The 16,080-nt window shown below is 69.7% G+C and carries 16 protein-coding genes; 1 reads left to right on the top strand and 15 read right to left on the bottom strand.

The genetic code is table 11. The features are described from left to right. Window positions 1-4 precede the first annotated feature (4 nt). Both OG226_RS39550 and pyrR read right to left on the bottom strand, forming a co-directional pair. Window positions 5-982 (bottom strand): aspartate carbamoyltransferase catalytic subunit, encoded by a 978-nt coding sequence (locus OG226_RS39550; protein ID WP_329351626.1) that lies wholly within the window; start codon window positions 980-982, stop codon window positions 5-7. Window positions 983-1,099: 117 nt separating this feature from the next. Next, window positions 1,100-1,663, bottom strand: a complete 564-nt coding sequence (gene pyrR / locus OG226_RS39545) for a bifunctional pyr operon transcriptional regulator/uracil phosphoribosyltransferase PyrR (protein ID WP_019059742.1) — start codon at window positions 1,661-1,663, stop codon at window positions 1,100-1,102. 252 nt (window positions 1,664-1,915) lie between these two features. Between pyrR and bldD the strand changes: the two genes are divergently transcribed. Next, window positions 1,916-2,416, top strand: coding sequence for a transcriptional regulator BldD (bldD, locus tag OG226_RS39540; RefSeq protein ID WP_019059743.1), 501 nt, complete (start codon window positions 1,916-1,918; stop codon window positions 2,414-2,416). Between the two features lie 214 nt (window positions 2,417-2,630). Here bldD and nusB read toward each other — a convergent pair whose 3' ends face one another. The 13 genes from nusB to OG226_RS39475 all read right to left on the bottom strand — a co-directional run bounded on the left by nusB (window position 2,631) and on the right by OG226_RS39475 (window position 16,076). After that, window positions 2,631-3,065, bottom strand: coding sequence for a transcription antitermination factor NusB (gene nusB / locus OG226_RS39535; protein WP_328684521.1), 435 nt, complete (start codon window positions 3,063-3,065; stop codon window positions 2,631-2,633). Window positions 3,066-3,067: 2 nt separating this feature from the next. Continuing rightward, window positions 3,068-3,634, bottom strand: coding sequence for an elongation factor P (gene efp, locus OG226_RS39530; RefSeq protein WP_019059745.1), 567 nt, complete (start codon window positions 3,632-3,634; stop codon window positions 3,068-3,070). A gap of 61 nt (window positions 3,635-3,695) precedes the next feature. Beyond that, a complete protein-coding gene (locus tag OG226_RS39525; protein WP_328684520.1) occupies window positions 3,696-4,802 on the bottom strand; it encodes an aminopeptidase P family protein in 1,107 nt (368 codons plus the stop codon). Between the two features lie 151 nt (window positions 4,803-4,953). Continuing rightward, entirely contained in the window at window positions 4,954-5,790 is an 837-nt protein-coding gene (locus OG226_RS39520) for a Pro-rich N-terminal domain-containing protein (RefSeq protein WP_328684519.1), read from the bottom strand. A 230-nt stretch (window positions 5,791-6,020) separates the two neighbouring features. Next, window positions 6,021-7,112, bottom strand: coding sequence for a 3-dehydroquinate synthase (aroB, locus tag OG226_RS39515; RefSeq protein WP_329351625.1), 1,092 nt, complete (start codon window positions 7,110-7,112; stop codon window positions 6,021-6,023). Then, window positions 7,109-7,627 carry a shikimate kinase gene (locus OG226_RS39510; protein ID WP_329351624.1) on the bottom strand — a complete coding sequence of 173 codons (519 nt, stop codon included), beginning with the start codon at window positions 7,625-7,627 and terminating at the stop codon, window positions 7,109-7,111. Before OG226_RS39510 ends, aroB begins: the two co-directional genes overlap by 4 nt. Beyond that, window positions 7,624-8,808: a chorismate synthase gene (gene aroC, locus OG226_RS39505; RefSeq protein ID WP_328684516.1), complete on the bottom strand. Its 1,185-nt coding sequence runs from the start codon at window positions 8,806-8,808 to the stop codon at window positions 7,624-7,626. The genes OG226_RS39510 and aroC overlap by 4 nt, the downstream gene beginning before the upstream one ends. Before the next feature lie 611 nt (window positions 8,809-9,419). Continuing rightward, window positions 9,420-10,259: a shikimate dehydrogenase gene (locus OG226_RS39500; protein WP_329351622.1), complete on the bottom strand. Its 840-nt coding sequence runs from the start codon at window positions 10,257-10,259 to the stop codon at window positions 9,420-9,422. Further along, window positions 10,240-11,988, bottom strand: coding sequence for an endolytic transglycosylase MltG (gene mltG, locus OG226_RS39495; RefSeq protein WP_328684514.1), 1,749 nt, complete (start codon window positions 11,986-11,988; stop codon window positions 10,240-10,242). Before mltG ends, OG226_RS39500 begins: the two co-directional genes overlap by 20 nt. Window positions 11,989-12,110: 122 nt before the next feature. After that, on the bottom strand, window positions 12,111-12,575 hold the full coding sequence (gene ruvX, locus OG226_RS39490) for a Holliday junction resolvase RuvX (protein ID WP_328684513.1): 465 nt from the start codon (window positions 12,573-12,575) through the stop codon (window positions 12,111-12,113). Window positions 12,576-12,590: 15 nt separating this feature from the next. Further along, window positions 12,591-15,263: an alanine--tRNA ligase gene (alaS, locus tag OG226_RS39485; RefSeq protein WP_329351620.1), complete on the bottom strand. Its 2,673-nt coding sequence runs from the start codon at window positions 15,261-15,263 to the stop codon at window positions 12,591-12,593. Next, window positions 15,263-15,622 (bottom strand): hypothetical protein, encoded by a 360-nt coding sequence (locus OG226_RS39480; protein ID WP_328684511.1) that lies wholly within the window; start codon window positions 15,620-15,622, stop codon window positions 15,263-15,265. Before OG226_RS39480 ends, alaS begins: the two co-directional genes overlap by 1 nt. 7 nt (window positions 15,623-15,629) lie before the next feature. Continuing rightward, a complete protein-coding gene (locus tag OG226_RS39475; protein WP_063739143.1) occupies window positions 15,630-16,076 on the bottom strand; it encodes a DUF948 domain-containing protein in 447 nt (148 codons plus the stop codon). Window positions 16,077-16,080: the final 4 nt, after the last annotated feature.

The following is a 16,080-nucleotide window of genomic DNA, read 5'->3' as shown; positions in this document are numbered from 1 at the left end:
TGACTTACTTCTCCTCGATACGGGCGTGGCTGACGGCGGGTTCGTTGCCGCCCAGAAGCAGATAGAGCACGGCCATCCGGATGGACACTCCGTTTGCGACCTGCTCGACGACGGTGCAGCGGTCCGAGTCGGCGACCTCGGCGGTGATCTCCATGCCCCGGACCATCGGCCCCGGGTGCATCACGATGGCGTGCTCCGGCATCTTCGCCATCCGCTCGCCGTCGAGGCCGTAGCGCCGCGAGTACTCGCGCTCGGTCGGGAAGAACGCCGCGTTCATGCGCTCGCGCTGGACGCGCAGGAGCATCACCGCGTCGGACTTGGAGAGCGTGCTGTCGAGGTCGTAGGAGACCTCGCAGGGCCAGGCCTCGACGCCGACCGGCACCAGGGTCGGCGGGGCGACGAGGGTGACCTCGGCGCCGAGGGTGTGCAGCAGGTCGACGTTCGAGCGGGCCACCCGGCTGTGCAGGATGTCGCCGACGAGCGTGATCCGCTTGCCGTCCAGGTCCTGCCCGAGCCCGGCGTCCCGGCCGACCAGCCGGCGCCGCATGGTGAACGCGTCCAGCAGGGCCTGCGTCGGGTGCTGGTGGGTGCCGTCACCGGCGTTGATGACGGCCGCGTCGATCCACCCGGAGGTGGCGAGCCGGTACGGCGCTCCGGAGGCGCCGTGCCGGATGACGACCGCGTCGACGCCCATGGCCTCCAGGGTCTGCACGGTGTCCTTCAGGGACTCGCCCTTGGAGACGCTCGACCCCTTGGCGGTGAAGTTGATGACGTCGGCGGAGAGGCGCTTCTCGGCGGCTTCGAAGGAGATACGCGTGCGCGTGGAGTCCTCGAAGAAGAGGTTGACGACGGTACGGCCGCGCAGGGTCGGCAGTTTCTTGATCGGCCGGTCGGCGACCCTGGCCATCTCCTCGGCGGTGTCGAGGATCAGGACGGCGTCGTCGCGGGTGAGGTCGGCGGCCGAGATGAGATGACGCTGCATCTGTCAGGCTCCGTAAGGCAGTTCAGGTCGGGATCCGGGGGTCTGGGGGAGGTCCCCCAGAAGGCGCGGCCGGGCATGCGGGGGCGCGGCGTGCCACAGGGGCACGGCGTCCGGCCGCTAAGGGGTCTGCTTGACGCCGAGCAGCACGGTGTCGCGACCGTCCTCCTCGGCGAGCTGGACCTTGACCGTCTCCCGCAGCGACGTGGGGAGGTTCTTGCCGACGTAGTCGGCGCGGATGGGCAGTTCGCGGTGGCCTCTGTCGACCAGGACCGCGAGCTGCACCGCGCGGGGGCGCCCGATGTCGTTCAGGGCGTCGAGGGCGGCGCGGATGGTGCGGCCGGAGAAGAGCACGTCGTCGACGAGGACGACCAGGCGGCCGTCGATGCCGTCACCGGGGATGTCGGTGCGGGCCAGCGCGCGGGGCGGGTGCATGCGCAGGTCGTCGCGGTACATGGTGATGTCGAGGGAGCCGACCGGGATCTTGCGGTCGGTGATCTCTTCGAGCTTGACGGCGAGCCGCTGGGCGAGGAAGACGCCCCGGGTCGGGATGCCGAGGAGCACCACGTCGTCGGCGCCCTTGGCGCGCTCGACGATCTCGTGGGCGATGCGGGTCAGGACCCGCGCGATGTCGGGGGCTTCGAGAACCGGCCGGGCATCGGACTCGTACTGCTGGGTGTCCATAAGAAACGGACCTCCTTCTCCGCCTCACGGGACGGACCTTAAAGGACGTCGGATTTGCGCCATCCACGGTAGCAGGCCGGGACGACACCCCTGATCACCCCTATGGAGTAATCGGACACCGCTACCACGGAAGAGCCGGTGCGGACCATTCGGCTTGACGCAGCAGCGTAACGCTGCGTAACCTCACAGTGAGTTACCAGCCGCGCGGCGCGGAAACACTGCAGCCGCGTCGACACAGTGTCCGGGAGCTATATGTCCAGCGAATACGCCAAGCAGCTCGGGGCCAAGCTCCGGGCCATCCGCACCCAGCAGGGCCTTTCCCTCCACGGTGTCGAGGAGAAGTCACAGGGACGCTGGAAGGCGGTCGTGGTCGGGTCGTACGAGCGCGGCGACCGCGCCGTCACCGTGCAGCGCCTCGCCGAGTTGGCTGACTTCTACGGGGTTCCGGTGCAGGAGCTGCTGCCGGGCACCACGCCGGGCGGGGCCGCCGAGCCGCCGCCGAAGCTGGTGCTGGACCTGGAGCGGCTGGCCCACGTGCCCGCCGAGAAGGCCGGCCCGCTGCAGCGCTACGCGGCGACGATCCAGTCCCAGCGCGGCGACTACAACGGCAAGGTGCTCTCGATCCGCCAGGACGACCTGCGCACACTCGCCGTCATCTACGACCAGTCCCCCTCGGTCCTGACCGAGCAGCTCATCAGCTGGGGCGTACTGGACGCGGACGCGCGTCGCGCGGTCTCCCACGAGGAGAACTGAGCCGCCCCCGCCGAGCCGCTTCCCGTCTCAGCAGAAACGTGCCGCCGGGGTGGCCGGAACTTCACCGTTCCGGCCACCCCGGCGGCTTTCTGCGGGCCTCAGGAGCCTCATGCGTACGGGAACGCCCTCATGCCCACGGGAACGCCGGAGGGCCCGCAGCGGTCGTGCTGCGGGCCCTCCGGCGTTTCGCTCGCGTATCGCTCTCGCGTACTGCTTACGCCTCGTCGCGGCGCAGTGTGGGCTTCAGGTCCTTGAAACGGCCCAGCAGGCCGTTCACGAACGAGGGCGACTCGTCCGTGGAGAACTCCTTCGCCAGCTGCACCATCTCGTCGAGGACGACGGCGTCCGGGGTCTCGTCGGCCCAGATCAGCTCGTAGGCGCCGAGGCGCAGGATGTTGCGGTCCACCACGGGCATGCGGTCGAGCGTCCAGCCGACCGAGTACTGCGCGATCAGCTCGTCGATGCGGCGCGCGTGCTGCGCGTACCCCTCGACCAGCTCCATCGTGTACTCGCTGACCGGGGGCTGCCGGGTGTCGTCCCGGGAGAGCCGGATCCAGTCCGCGAGGACCGTGGTGACGCCGACTCCGCGCTGGTCGCCCTCGAAGAGGATCTGGAAGGCGCGCTTGCGGGCCGTATTGCGGGCAGCCACGGTTAGCTGTTCACCCGGCCGAGGTAGTCGCTGGAGCGGGTGTCGACCTTGATCTTCTCACCGGTGGTGATGAAGAGCGGGACCTGGATCTGGTAACCGGTCTCCAGGGTGGCGGGCTTGGTGCCACCGGTGGAGCGGTCGCCCTGGACGCCGGGCTCGGTCTCCTGGATGACGAGCTCGACGGCGGCCGGCAGCTCGACGAAGAGCACCTCGCCCTCGTGCTGCGCGACCGTGGCGGTGAAGCCCTCGATCAGGAAGTTGGCGGCGTCGCCGACGGCCTTGCGGTCGACCATGAGCTGGTCGTAGGTCTCCATGTCCATGAAGACGAAGTACTCGCCGTCCATGTACGAGAACTGCATGTCGCGCTTGTCGACAGTGGCCGTCTCGACCTTGACGCCGGCGTTGAACGTCTTGTCGACGACCTTGCCGGAGAGCACGTTCTTGAGCTTGGTGCGCACGAAGGCAGGGCCCTTGCCGGGCTTGACGTGCTGGAACTCGACGACGGACCAGAGCTGGCCCCCGTCGAGCTTGAGCACCAGGCCGTTCTTGAGGTCGTTCGTGGAAGCCACGGTTGCGGAATCTCCTGGACTGACGTGGACGACCACGGGACACGCGCACAGCTCGGAAAAGCTAGAGCGCGAGCAGCTCCTTGGTCGTGATGGTGAGTAGCTCGGGTCCGCCGTCCGCCTCAGGGCGTACGACGAGCGTGTCATCGATCCGGACACCGCCCCGGCCCGGGAGGTGAACCCCCGGTTCGACGGTGACCGGCACGCAAGCGTCCAGTTTACCCATGGCCGCGGGGGCCAGCTGCGGCTCCTCGTCGATTTCGAGCCCGACACCATGCCCGGTGAGCGCTGCGAGGCCTTCTGAGTGCCCCGCGGAGTCCAGTACCTGGCGGGCCGCGCGGTCCACGTCGCGGTAGGCGGCGCCGGGGGTCAGGGACTCCCGTGCGGCCCTCTGGGCGGCGAAGACGAGGTCGTAGAGCTCGATCTGCCAGTCGGCGGGAGAGGTCCCGATGACGAACGTACGGCCGATCTCACAGCGGTATCCGCGATACATGGCACCGAGGCAGACAGAAAGGAAATCTCCCTCCTCGACCCTGCGATCGGTCGGCCGGTGACCGCGTCGGCCGGAGTGCGGGCCGGTGGCGACGGAGGTCGCGAACGCGGGGCCGTCCGCCCCGTGGTCGACGAGCCGTCGCTCCAGTTCGAGGGCGAGATGGCGTTCGGTGCGGCCGACGAGGATCGACTCCAGCAGCTCTCCGAGGGCCTGGTCGGCGATCTCGGCGGCGATTCTCAGACAGGAGATCTCCTCCTCGTCCTTGACCACCCGCAGCTGTTCGACCGCGCCGCCGATGTCGGTGAGGCGGAGCGTGGGGGCGACCGAGCGGAGGGCGCGGTGGCGGGCCACCGTGAGGTGATGCTCCTCTACGGCCATGGAGTCGGCGCCGTGCGCTGCCGCGAGGTCCGCGGCGGATACGGCGGGGTCGCCGTCGGGGCCGGGGAGTGTGTGGACGCGCAGGGTCTCGTCGGGACGGCCCTCCGCCGGCCGCTCGTCCAGCGGGACCGTGCAGACCAGCAGGTCCTCGCGCTTGCCCAGGAGCAGGACGGTGCCCTGCGGGGCTGGACCGGCCAAGTAGCGCACGTTGGCTGGGTTGGTGACCAGCGCGGATTGGCTGCCGCCGGCTTGGGCTCGGTCCCTGAGCCTTGCTCGGCGGGCTGCGTAGACCTCTGACATGAGACGAGCGTAGGAGCGGTGGCTGGATTGTGCTGGTTGGGAGAGTGCCGTTCGGGGGACGGGGCGGGTTCGAAGGTCGTGTGCCGAGTGCGCGCCGGTGGGGGCTGGGCGCTCAGTTCCCCGCGCCCCTAAAAGACACAAGTCCCGTTGGTCACCAGCTCGGCGGGCTCGCTATGGATCGTGCCAGGACGTCGTTGAGGACCTGGGCCGTCTGCTGTACGTCCATCTGGGAGTTGTCGATGATCGGGAGGCCCGAGCCGTACCAACCCGCCATGCGGCCGTGGATGCGGGCGACCTCCTCGTCGGTGAGGCGGCGGTTGCCGGCGCGTTTGGCGTTGCGTTCCAGGACGATCTCCAGGCCGGGCAACAGGACCACCGGGAGGAGGCCGGGGCCGACGTGTCGTTTCCAGCCACCCAGGCCTACGACGGGGCGGTCGGGGAAGACCGCGTCGTCGAGGATGCAGGAGATGCCGTTGGCGAGGAAGTTGCGGGCGGAGAAGCCGCAGGTGCGGCGGGCCAGGCGGTACTGGGCCTCGGAGTGGTCGTTCCAGCCGGACTGGGGGTCGGCGAAGCCGGAGCGGACCCATTCGCGGACGTCGTCCAGGCTGATGTGGGCCGTGGGGACCCGGCGGTGGTCCGCCCAGTACTTGGCGACGCTCGTCTTGCCCGCGCCGGCGGGGCCGATGAGCAGCACCGCGAGGGTCGTGGAGGTCGGGTCGGCCGCGGCCTGCGCCGGTGGCGTGCTGGGCATGGGCACGGGGCCGCCCGGCGGGAGCTGGACGTGGCCGGTGGTGTCCGGGGCGCGGCGCGGGACCGCGTGCGGCAGCGGCGGGGTGGGCGCGAAGCCCGGGGCCGGTGGCGGGGGTGGCACGGGGGCCGGGCCCGGTTGGGGCGGTCCCGAGTGTTGTCCGGCCGGGGACCAACCGGTGGTCGGTCCCTGCCCCGGCTGGTGGGGCGGCGGCAGCGGAGACCCCACTGCGTGCTGCATCCGGTGCCACTCCGTCTCGTCTTTTCCGGCTCGGTCACCTCCGGGGCGCTGAAGCCGGTACCGGCGCGTCCCTTCGGCTCGCTCGCAGAAGGCAATGGGCGCTGGCAGCGGGCCCGAGCCCGCTGCCTACCGAACGGTACCTTCCCCGGCCGCCATTTGGTGAACGGCCGGGGAGAGGCCGAAGTGCCCGTCCGCGCAAGGCGATTCGGGCGGAAGGGCCTTGGCGGTACTTACTCGCCCACTTCGCCGTACGCGGCGAGCAGGACGGCCGGGTCGGGGCCCTCCAGGACCGTCGGCTTGGCGAGGCCGTCGAGGACGATGAAGCGCAGCATGTCGCCGCGGGACTTCTTGTCGACCTTCATGGTCTCCAGCAGCTTGGGCCACTGGTCGTAGCGGTAGCTGAGCGGCAGGCCGACCGATTCGAGGACCGTGCGGTGCCGGTCCGCCGTCGCGTCGTCCAACCGGCCCGCGAGACGGCCGAGTTCGGCCGCGAAGTGCATGCCTACGGCCACCGCGGCGCCGTGCCGCCACTTGTAGCGCTCGTTCTTCTCGATGGCGTGCGCGAGGGTGTGGCCGTAGTTGAGGATCTCGCGCAGACCCGACTCCTTGAGGTCGGCCGAGACGACCTCGGCCTTGACCTTGATGGAGCGCTCGATGAGCTCGGCGGTGTGCGGGCCCGCCGGGGTGCGGGCGGACTCCGGGTCGGACTCGATGAGGTCGAGGATCACCGGGTCGGCGATGAAGCCGGCCTTGATGATCTCGGCGAGCCCGGAGACGTAGTCGTTGACCGGGAGGGAGTCCAGCGCGGCGAGGTCGCAGAGCACGCCGGCCGGCGGGTGGAAGGAGCCGACCAGGTTCTTGCCCTCGACGGTGTTGATGCCGGTCTTGCCGCCGACGGCCGCGTCGACCATGGCGAGCACGGTCGTCGGTACGGCGATCCAGCGGACCCCGCGCAGCCAGGTCGCGGCGACGAAGCCGGCCAGGTCGGTGGTGGAGCCGCCGCCGACACCGACGATGACGTCGGAGCGGGTGAAGCCGGACTGGCCCAGGGCCTTCCAGCAGTAGGCGGCGACCTCGGCGGTCTTGGCCTCCTCCGCGTTGGGCACCTGGATGGCGACGGCCTCGAAACCCTGCCCGGCCAGGTCGGCGCGCAGCGCCTCACCCGTCTCGTCGAGCGCCTCGGGGTGGATGATGGCGACCCGCTTGGCCTTGTCGCCGACCAACCCGCCCAGTTCGCCCAGGAGTTGACGGCCCACCAGGACTTCGTACGGGTCGCTGCCCGCCGTGCCGCCGACCTGGATCCGCGTCACTGACTCGCTCATGCTTCCTTCAACTCCAGTGCGTCCAGGACGGCTTGGGTGACGTCCTCGGGGGTGCGGCCGTCCGTGGGTACGACGGCCTGCGCGACCTCGGCGTACAAGTGCCGCCTGGCTTCCATCAGTTCGCGCCACTGCTTGCGCGGGTTGATCGTGAGCAGCGGGCGGGCCGCGTTGAGGCCGGTGCGCTTGACCGCTTCGTCCACGTCCATGGAGAGGTAGACGACCCGGTGTCCGGCGAGCAGCGTGCGCGTGTCCTCGTCGAGGATCGAGCCGCCGCCGAGCGCGAGGACGCCGTCGTGTCCGGCGAGTGCCTGGTGCACGGCGCGCTTCTCGATCGCGCGGAAGACCGGCTCGCCCTCGTCGACGAAGATCTCGGCGATGGTGCGGCCCTCGGTGGTCACGATGTCGTCGTCGGTGTCCCGGTAGGCGACGCCGAGCCGCTCGGCGAGCTGCTGTCCGACGGTGGACTTGCCGACGCCCATGGGACCGACCAGGACGACGAGCGGGGTCGCGGTCACCGGACGACCAGGTTCTCAAGGTACGAACGGACGTTGCGGCGGGTCTCGGGCACCGAGTCGCCGCCGAACTTCTCGGCCACGGCGTCCGCGAGGACGAGCGCGACCATCGCCTCGGCGACGATGCCGGCGGCCGGGACCGCGGAGACGTCGGAACGCTGGTGGTGGGCCTGCGTGGCCTCACCGGTGACCACGTCGACGGTCTGCAGGGCGCGCGGCACGGTCGCGATCGGCTTCATGGCAGCACGCACGCGCAGCAACTCGCCCGTGGACAGCCCGCCTTCGGTGCCACCGGAGCGCCCGGAGACGCGCCGAATACCCTCATCGGTGTTCACGATCTCGTCGTGCGCCTGCGAACCGGGCACCCGCGCCAGCTCGAACCCGTCACCGATCTCGACACCCTTGATCGCCTGGATACCCATGAGGGCACCGGCGAGGCGGGCGTCCAGCTTGCGGTCCCAGTGCACGTGCGAACCGAGGCCGACGGGAACGCCGTAGGCAAGGATCTCGACGACCCCGCCGAGCGTGTCGCCGTCCTTGTGGGCCTGGTCGATCTCCGCGACCATCGCCTTCGACGCGTCCGCGTCCAGGCAGCGCACGGGGTCGGCGTCCAGCTTCTCGACATCGGCCGGCGTGGGCAGCACACCCTGCGGCGCCTTGGCGGAGGCCAGCTCGACGACGTGCGAGACGATCTCGATCCCGGCCGTCTCCTTGATGTACGACCGGGCGACCGCGCCCAGCGCGACACGGGCGGCTGTCTCCCGCGCGGAGGCGCGCTCCAGGATCGGCCGGGCCTCGTCGAAGCCGTACTTCTGCATACCGGCGAGGTCGGCGTGGCCGGGACGGGGCCGGGTCAGCGGCGCGTTACGGGCGAGCCCCGCCAGGATCTCGGGGTCGACCGGGTCGGCCGCCATGACCTGCTCCCACTTGGGCCACTCCGTGTTGCCGACCATGATGGCGACCGGCGAACCGAGGGTCAGACCGTGCCGCACACCGCCGAGGAAGGTGACCTCGTCGCGCTCGAACTTCATGCGCGCGCCGCGTCCATAGCCGAGCCGGCGCCGGGCCAGGTGGTCCGCCACCATGTCCGTGGTGATCGGCACACCGGCGGGAAGACCCTCCAGCGTCGCCACGAGTGCGGGACCGTGGGACTCCCCCGCGGTCAGCCAGCGCAACCTGCTCAACGGTGCTCCTCATGCTCGCGCCCTGGTACTGCTGCGTACGCGCGTCCTCGCATACGCCAACGGCGCGACCGGGTGCGCGGCCCTGGCCCGCCGCCCCCGATCCTCCCACGTCCGGGACACGGACCTGGCCTACGGTCCAGGGGGCGGACGGGTGGTGGTGGGCGTGACGACCGGGGGACGCCTTCTCTCCCCGCTCGGTTGGGCCGAGGTCAGAGGTCGACCGACGCACCGCTCAGCCGCCTTGCGGGGGCGGGGTCAGCAGTCGGACGGCGGCTTCTTGAGAGCCTTGCCGGGGCGGGTCGGGAGTCTGCCGACGCCCACTTGCCCGCCCTGACGAGCCCGGGCCAGCGGCATGTCGGCGCCCCCTCGGGAGCCTTACCGGGTCGACGTCAGGAGTCTGCAGACGATCGCTCGCGCACCTGCCCAGGTCCGGATCGGCGGTCCGCCTGCGCCTCCTCGGCAGCCGTACCAGGTCGACGTCAGGAATCGGCCGACGATCGCTTGCTCGCCCACCCCACGAGGTCCACGCAGACACCCAGCCAACGCCATCCAGCCCGCTCCATCCCCGCCGCCCCAGGACCAGCAAGCAGCCGGCCGCGCCCGAACCCACCTCACCGCCCCGCCAACGCCCTCTCCCCCGCCCTCCGCATCGCGTCCACCGGCGCCGGACGACACCCCGTCATCTGTTCCACCTGAAGCACCGCCTGGTGCACCAACAGATCGAGGCCGCTCACGACCGCACCCCCATAGCCGGACCAGCGGGCCGCGAGGTCCGTGGGCCAGGGGTCGTAGAGGACGTCGAAGAGGGTGGCGGGGCGTTCCGGCACCGTGGACGAAAGGGCGTCTGTCGTGCCGGCCGGGGTGGTCGCGAAGACCAGGGGCGCGCGCAGGCCTTCCGCCGCGTCCGCCCAGTCCGCGGTGCGGACCTCTACGTCCAGCCGCTTGCCCCACTGCCGCATCTCCGCCGCGCGCGCCTCGCTGCGGACGTACGCGACGACCTCACCCGTACAGATGCGGGCGAGGGCGGCGAGGGCGGAGGAGGCGGTCGCGCCGGCGCCCAGGATCGCGGCCGAGTCGACCTGTTCGATGCCGTGTTCGCGCAGGGCGGCCACCATGCCGGGGATGTCCGTGTTGTCGCCGACTCGGCGGCCGTCCTCCGTGACGACGACCGTATTGACCGCGTCCACCGACGCCGCCGTCTCGCTGATCTCGTCGAGCAGCGGTATCACCGCCCGCTTGAGCGGCATGGTCAGGGACAGGCCCGCCCACTCCGGGCCGAGGTCCTTGAAGAACCCCGGCAGGGCCGCCTCGTCCACATCGAAGCGGTCGTAGGACCAACCGTCCAGCCCCAGCTCCCCGTATGCCGCGCGATGCAGCACCGGGGAGAGGGAGTGGGCGATGGGGGAACCGAGCACGGCGGCACGGCGGGCGTCAGTTGCCCGAACTGGCATTGAATTTATCCTTGAGTGCCTGGAACTCGGCATACGTCTTGGCGAATTCGGTCTTGTTCTCGCCGTCGGTCGCCACGAAGTAGATCCAGCCGTCGTGCGTCGGATTCAGCGCGGCGGCGAGCGCCTCGTCACCGGGGTTGTCGATGGGACCGGGCGGCAGGCCCTTTTGCGTGTAGGTGTTGTACGGGTCCTTGTTGCTGTTGATCTCGGACTCGCTGATGTGGATGTTGCTCTGACCCTTCAGGTAATTGAAGGTCGAGTCGAATTGCAGGTACCGGTTCGTCTCGGTGTTCGTGGTCTTGAGACGGTTATAGACGACTTCCGCCATCTTGCGGAAGTCCTCGTGCGTCTTGCCTTCGGCCTGGACGAGGCTCGCGACCGTGATGACCTGCAACGGGTCGTCCAGATTGAGCGCTTTCGCCTTCGCTTCGAGGTCGATCGCGCCGTATTTGTCGCTGGCCTGGGCGACCATCTGCTTGAGGACCGCTTCGGGTTTCATACCCTTTGCGGCGCCGTATGTGCCGGGGTAGAGGAAGCCCTCCAGCGGGTCCTTGATGTCCTTGTTGTTGTTCGCCCAGCTGGGGAGTCCGAGCGACTTGTAGTCCTTCTTGGCGACGGCCTTGGTCGTGCCGTCGGAAAGCTGGAGTTTCTTGTCGATCGCCGCGTAGATCTTGGAATTCCGCCAGCCCGTGGGGACGATCAAGTTGTCCTGGCTCTTGGGGTCGAGCATCAGCTTGACGGCGCTCGCCGCGGACATTTCCTTCTTCAGCAGAAAGACCCCGGCCTGGATCTTCTTCCCGTCGGGATTCTGGGACTGGGCGGCGACGAACGCGTCGACGCTCTTCACGACGCCCTGTTTCTTCAGCTCCTGACCGATGGTGTAGCCGCCCGCCCCCTTCGGGATGCTGACACTCACCGAACCGGTGCCGTCGCCCGCGTAGTCCGGCGCCGAGCCGAAACGGTTCTGGTAGAACTGCCAGCCGAAGTAGCCGACCGTGGCCAGGCCGCCGCCGAACACCATGACGACCACGAGGCAGGCGCAGCCGTTGCGGCGCTTCCGCTCCTTGCCGCCTTTGTCCTTGCCCTTGCCTTTGCCGCCCTTGGCCCGCCGGCGCCCGTCCGGCTCGTCGTCGGCCTCGTCGTCATCGTCATCGTCACCGCCGCCCGCGAAGAACGCGTGTTCGCCCTGATCGGGTCCCGGGTCCCAGTCGGCCTGCTCCGGTTCCGGCTCGGTGCGTCGCCTGCTCGGCGGCTCCGGCGGCGGGAACGCGTCGGGCGTGCCGTAGAAATCGGGCTGCTGTTCGCCATAGGCGGCGGCCTGTTGCCCGTAGGGGTCGACAGGGTCCGCGGCGTACGGGACCTGCGCGGGCGCGCCGGTGCCGTCCCAGCCGCCCTGCTGATATTGCTGCTGCTGACCGGCGTACTGCTGATGGCTCTGATCGGCGTACTGCTGTTGGTCAGCCCACTGCTGCTGGTCGGGGTACTGCGGGTTGCCCTGCTCGTCGTAGACCTGGTACTGCTGCGGCGCCTGACCGTAATCGGCCTGCTGGCCATGGCCCCAGTCGCCGTACTGCGGCTGCTGCGGCTGTTCCGGATAGTGCTGCGGCTGGCCGCCGTAGGAGGACTGCTGGCCCGGCTGGGCCTGCTGCCCTTCCCATCCGACGTCCCCGAACAACGGGTCCTCCGGATGCCACGGTTCGGAGCCTGGGCCCCGGCCATACTCAGTCATCGATCCCCTAGAGCCGCGAGGCGGCGGTCGCGGCGCTTGCGGCTCCGGCTCCCGTCCCGCCTCTTGCTGTGCCATGGCTGTTCGAACACCATCGCATCGCGCGGAACGTTACCGTATCGCGATCAGATGACCACTTCGACGCCCTCGCCGGGTGGTTTACCTGACACCCGTTCGGATTCCAGCGCCTGCTGGAGGATGATGACCGCGGCCGCCTGGTCGATGACCGACCGGCCCTTCTTGGACTTCACCCCTGAGGCGCGCAGTCCCTGACTGGCCGTCACCGTGGTCATCCGTTCGTCCAACAGTCTGATCGGTACCGGTGCGATGCCCTTCGCGAGTTCCTGCGCGAAGGCCCGGACCTTCACCGCGGCCGGTCCCTCGCCCCCCTTGAGGGAGCGTGGCAGACCGACGACGACTTCGATCGGTTCGTACTCCTCGGCGAGCTGCTGCAGCCGGCGGTGTGCTGCCGGGATGTCGCGGCCGGGGACGGTCTCGACGGGAGTGGCGAGGATCCCGTCGGGGTCGCACGAGGCGACCCCGATCCGGGCGTCCCCGACGTCGATCGCGAGTCGACGTCCTCTTCGCATGTTCGCGGCCGTTTCTTACTTGGCCGTGTCGGCGACGAGGCGTTCGACGGCGTCCACGGCCTCGCCGACGGCGGTCGGGTTCTGGCCACCGCCCTGGGCCACGTCCGGCTTGCCGCCACCGCCGCCGCCGAGGGTCTTGGCGGCCGCGCGGACCAGGTCGCCGGCCTTGAGACCGCGCTCGCGGGCGGCTTCGTTGGTGGCGATGACCGTGAGCGGCTTGCCGTTGTTGACCGTGAAGAGGGCGACTACGGCGGCCCGGCCGCCCTGGATGCGGCCGCGCACGTCGAGGACCAGCTTGCGCAGGTCGTCGGCGCTCGTGCCGTCCGGCACCTGGCCGGTGACCAGCGCGACGCCGTGCACGTCCTTGGCGGACTCGACGAGACCGGCCGCGGCCTGCAGCACCTTCTCGCCCCGGAACTTCTCGATCTCCTTCTCGGCGTCCTTCAGCTTGCCGAGCATGGCGGAGACCTTCTCCGGCAGCTCCTCCGGGCGCCCCTTGATCAGCTCCTGGAGCTGGGCGACGACCGTGTGCTCACGGGCCAGGAAGTTGTAGGCGTCGACACCGACGAGCGCTTCGATACGGCGCACTCCGGAGCCGATCGACGACTCGCCGAGCAGCTTCACCAGGCCGAGCTGGGAGGTGTTGTGGACGTGGGTGCCGCCGCACAGCTCCTTGGAGAAGTCGCCGATGGTGACGACCCGGACCCGCTCGCCGTACTTCTCGCCGAACTCGGCGATGGCGCCCTGCTTCTTGGCCTCGTCCAGGCTGAGGATCTCGGCGTGCACGTCCAGGTCGCGGGCGAGCACCTCGTTGATCTTCTGCTCGACGTCGCTCATCACGGTCGTGGGAACCGCGGACGGCGATCCGAAGTCGAAGCGGAAACGGCCCGGCTGGTTCTCGGAACCGGCCTGCGCGGCCGTCGGACCGAGGGCGTCACGCAGCGCCTGGTGGGTGAGGTGGGTGGCGGAGTGGGCGCGGGCGATGGCGGTGCGGCGGCGGATGTCGATCGCGGCCTCGGCCTTGGCGCCGACGGTGACCTCGCCGTACTGGACGACGCCCTTGTGCACGTAGACCCCGGGCACCGGCTTCTGGCAGTCGCGGATCTCGATCACGGCGCCGGACTCGACCTTGATGCGGCCGGTGTCGCCGATCTGGCCGCCGCCCTCGGCGTAGAAGGGGGTGCGGTCGAGGACGATCTCGACCTCGTCGCCCTCGGTCGCGGCCGGGGAGGAGACGCCGTCGACGAGGATGCCGACGACGGTGGACTCGCCCTGGGTGTCCGAGTAGCCGATGAACTCGGTCTCGCCGGCCTTGTCGGCGATCTCGCGGTAGGCACCGACGCCCGCGTGGCCGGTCTTCTTGGCCTGCGCGTCGGCCTTGGCCTGGTCGCGCTGCTGCTTCATCAGGCGCCGGAAACCGTCCTCGTCCACGGAAAGGCCCTGCTCGGCGGCCATTTCGAGGGTGAGGTCGATCGGGAAGCCCCAGGTGTCGTGGAGCAGGAACGCCTTGTCGCCGGCGAGGATCTTGCCGCCCGACTGCTTGGTGTCGGCGATGGCCGAGTCGAGGATGTTGGTCCCGGCCTTCAGCGTCTTGACGAAGGCGGCCTCCTCGGCGAGGGCCACGGTCTCGATGCGCCGGCGGTCGGTGACGAGCTCGGGGTACTGCTGACCCATCATCGTGATGACGGTGTCGATGAGGTCCTTGACGACCAGACCCGTGGCACCGAGCAGCCGCATGTTGCGGATGGCGCGGCGCATGATCCGGCGCAGGACGTAACCGCGGCCCTCGTTGCCGGGGGTCACGCCGTCGCCGATGAGCATCACGGACGTGCGCATGTGGTCGGTGACCACGCGCAGGGAGACGTCGGACTCGTGCGATTCGCCGTACTCGACGCCGGTCAGCTCGGTGGCCTTCTTGATGACGGCCATGGAGGTGTCGATCTCGTACATGTTCTGCACGCCCTGCAGGATCATCGCGAGGCGCTCCAGGCCGAGGCCCGTGTCGATGTTCTTGCTGGGCAGCTCGCCGAGGATCTCGAAGTCCTCCTTGCCGATCCCCTCGCCGCGCTCGTACTGCATGAAGACGAGGTTCCAGATCTCCACGTACCGCTCGTCGTTGACGGCCGGGCCGCCCTCGACACCGAACTCGGGACCACGGTCGTAGTTGATCTCGGAGCACGGGCCACACGGACCCGGGACGCCCATCGACCAGTAGTTGTCCTTCTTGCCGAGGCGCTGGATGCGCTCGGCCGGGACGCCGATCTTCTCCCGCCAGATGGTCTCGGCCTCGTCGTCGTCGAGGTAGACCGTGATCCACAGGCGCTCGGGGTCGAGGCCGTAACCACCCTTGTCCTGGGGCGAGGTGAGCAGCTCCCAGGCGTAGGTGATGGCGCCTTCCTTGAAGTAGTCGCCGAAGGAGAAGTTGCCGCACATCTGGAAGAACGTGCCGTGCCGGGTGGTCTTGCCGACCTCTTCGATGTCGGGCGTGCGCACGCACTTCTGCACGCTGGTGGCGCGCGGCCACGGCGGCTTGACCTCGCCGAGGAAGTACGGCTTGAAGGGGACCATGCCGGCGGGGACCAGGAGCAGAGTCGGGTCGTCCGCGATGAGCGACGCCGAGGGGACGACGGTGTGGCCGCGCTCCTCGTAGAAGCTCAGCCAGCGGCGGCGGATTTCAGCCGACTCCATCAGTGGTCCTCATTCCGGTTGTACGAGTACGTCGTCCTGTCGGTTGTTTCGACGGACAGGGGGGTGTTGCGGTTCTCGATGGCGATCTGCTGCCGGGGTGCCGGGAGTTCGGGGTCGACCGGGGCGTTGATCCCCAGCGCGTCGCCGAGTTCGGCCTCGCGCTGGGCCATGCCCGCGCGGACGTCGAGCGCGAAGTGCACCGCGCTGTCCTTGAGCTTGTGGCCCGCTTCGAGCGCCTTGTTGGCCGCGGCGACGGCGAGGTGCTCGGGGGTCAGCTGCTTCAGCTTGCGATTGACCTTGGTGGTCGCCCAGACACCGGCGGCCACGCCCGTGCCGAACCAGAACGTACGGCGGAACATCGCTCGGTCAGTCCTTCTTCCGGGTGCGCTTGCCCCGCCGTCCGGCCGGGACGGTACGGCCCACGATCACCGTACGACGGGAGGCCCCGGACGGCGCGGGCACGTCCTCGCGACGGCCGCCCAGAGCCCGGCGGACGCCGTAGCCGAAGGCCGCGACCTTCACGAGGGGCCCGCCGAAGGTGGAGGCGACGGTGGTGGACAGTGCGGAGGCGTTCGAGGTGACTTCCTGGACGTCGGAGGCGATCGCGTCGACCCGGTCGATCTGGGTCTGCGCGGAGCGCACCGCCGCGGAGGCGTCGGCCAGCAGCGGCACGGCCTGGTCGGTCACGTCCGCGACCAGCTTGGTGGTCGCCTTGAGCGTCTGGGCCAGCCTCACCAGTGCGACGGCGAGGAACGAGACCAGGATCGCCCAGAAGACGGCCACCAGGATCCCGGCCACCTCTCCACCGGACACCTGA

This window comes from Streptomyces sp. NBC_01261 (assembly GCF_036226385.1).
Classification (GTDB): domain Bacteria; phylum Actinomycetota; class Actinomycetes; order Streptomycetales; family Streptomycetaceae; genus Streptomyces.
The sequence above is the reverse complement of the archived record's forward strand: the minus strand, read 5'-3'. Positions and strand labels throughout refer to the sequence as shown.